This is a genomic window from Microbacterium umsixpiens, from assembly GCF_053543675.1.
The window spans coordinates 8,630-10,148 of the sequence record NZ_JBLVOH010000227.1; the positions used below are offsets into that span (position 1 = coordinate 8,630).

The window sequence follows — 1,519 nt, forward strand, 5'->3', positions numbered from 1 at the left end:
CCCCCTTCCGTCTGTCGACGGCCCGGCGTACCGTGCCGGTATGTGCCGAAACATCGTTCCGCTGAACAACCTCGAGCCCGCCGCGACCGACGACGAGTGCCACGAGGCGGCCCTCCAGTTCGTCCGGAAGATCTCCGGGGCGAACGCGCCGTCGCGTGCCAATCGCGCCGCGTTCGACCGCGCGGTCGCCGAGATCGCGCAGGCGACCCGTGCCCTGTTGGACGAACTCGTCACGACCGCCCCGCCGAAGAATCGCGATGACGAGGCGGCCAAGCGTCGCGCCCGCTCGGCCGACCGCTACGAGGCGATCCGGGTCTACCAACAGGAGAAGAAGGCCGCTGCCGCGAGGTCGTGATCCGCGCGGGCCCGGGTGGCGAACGGGCTATGCCAGAATCGACATACCCCGCTCGACTTTCCCTGCGGTCCCGGTGTTGAAGGCGCCGAGATCGCACTCGCCGATCCCCATCGGTCAGGGAACCTCCCCAAGGAGAGCTGTACACATGCCTGAGGATGCTCCCAGAGTCCTCGTCGTCGACGACGACGCCGACGTCGCCCTGCTCGTGAAGACCGTGCTCGAGAGGCGGGCCGGCTGCATCGTCGACGTCGCCGAAGACGGGAGGGCCGCTGTCGAACGCGTGGCGCAGGTGCGCCCCGACGTCGTCGTGACCGACATCGAGATGCCCGGACTCAACGGACTCGAACTCCTCGCCGAACTCCGGCGCACGGTTCCCACCGTGCCCGTCGTGGTGATGACCGCCCACGTGTCGGTCGAGTACGCGGTCTCGGCGCTGCGCGCGCAGGCGGACGAGTTCCTCACCAAGCCCCTCGACAACGCCAAGCTCGTCGAGTCGGTCATGCGACTGGTCGAGGAAGGACGCCGTCGCCGGGAGGAGGCGCGCCCGACGGAGCGTGTGCTCGCGATCGGCGCCCATCCCGACGACGTCGAGATCGGGGTCGGCGGACTTCTCGCCGCTCATTCTCGGGCGCAGGACGAGATCACGATCCTCACCCTGTCTCGCGGGGCCCGCGGCGGCGACGCCGCGAGCCGACAGGACGAATCCCTGGCGGCGGCGGAGATGCTCGGCGCCCGGCTGTTCCTGAAGGATCTCGTGGACACCGAGATCTCGGGCGGCGGATCGACGGTGCGCCTCATCGAGGAGGTCGTGCAGGAGATCCAGCCGACCATCGTCTACACGCACTCGAGCAATGACCGGCACCAGGACCACCGCGCCGTGAGCGAGGCCACGATCGTGGCGACCCGCCGCGTGGGCACGGTCGCCTGCTACCAGAGCCCGTCGTCGACGATCGATTTCCGTCCCACCCGGTTCGTGCGGATCGATCAGTACCTCGACGACAAGCTTCGGCTGCTGGAGCGTTTCGGCTCGCAGACGGCGAATCGCGACTACCTGGCTCCCGAGTTCGTCACCGCGACCGCGCGGTACTGGTCGCGGTTCGGTGGCGGCACAGCCGTGGAACCCCTGGAAGTGGTGCGCGAGACGGCTGAGTTCATCGGCGCCCA

At 69.0% G+C, this 1,519-nt stretch carries 2 protein-coding genes; both read left to right on the forward strand.

The features are described from left to right. Positions 1-40 precede the first annotated feature (40 nt). Positions 41-355 carry a DUF2277 domain-containing protein gene (locus ACNPM4_RS19080; protein ID WP_372468700.1) on the forward strand — a complete coding sequence of 105 codons (315 nt, stop codon included), beginning with the start codon at positions 41-43 and terminating at the stop codon, positions 353-355. Positions 356-500: 145 nt separating this feature from the next. Then, a partial coding sequence (locus tag ACNPM4_RS19085) for a response regulator (protein WP_448986784.1) occupies positions 501-1,519 on the forward strand: 1,019 nt, incomplete at its 3' end.

Excerpts from the sequence above, each read along its gene's own strand:
- ACNPM4_RS19080 (WP_372468700.1), top strand. The coding sequence starts at position 41 with ATGTGCCGAAACATCGTTCCGCTGAACAACCTCGAGCCCGCCGCGACC.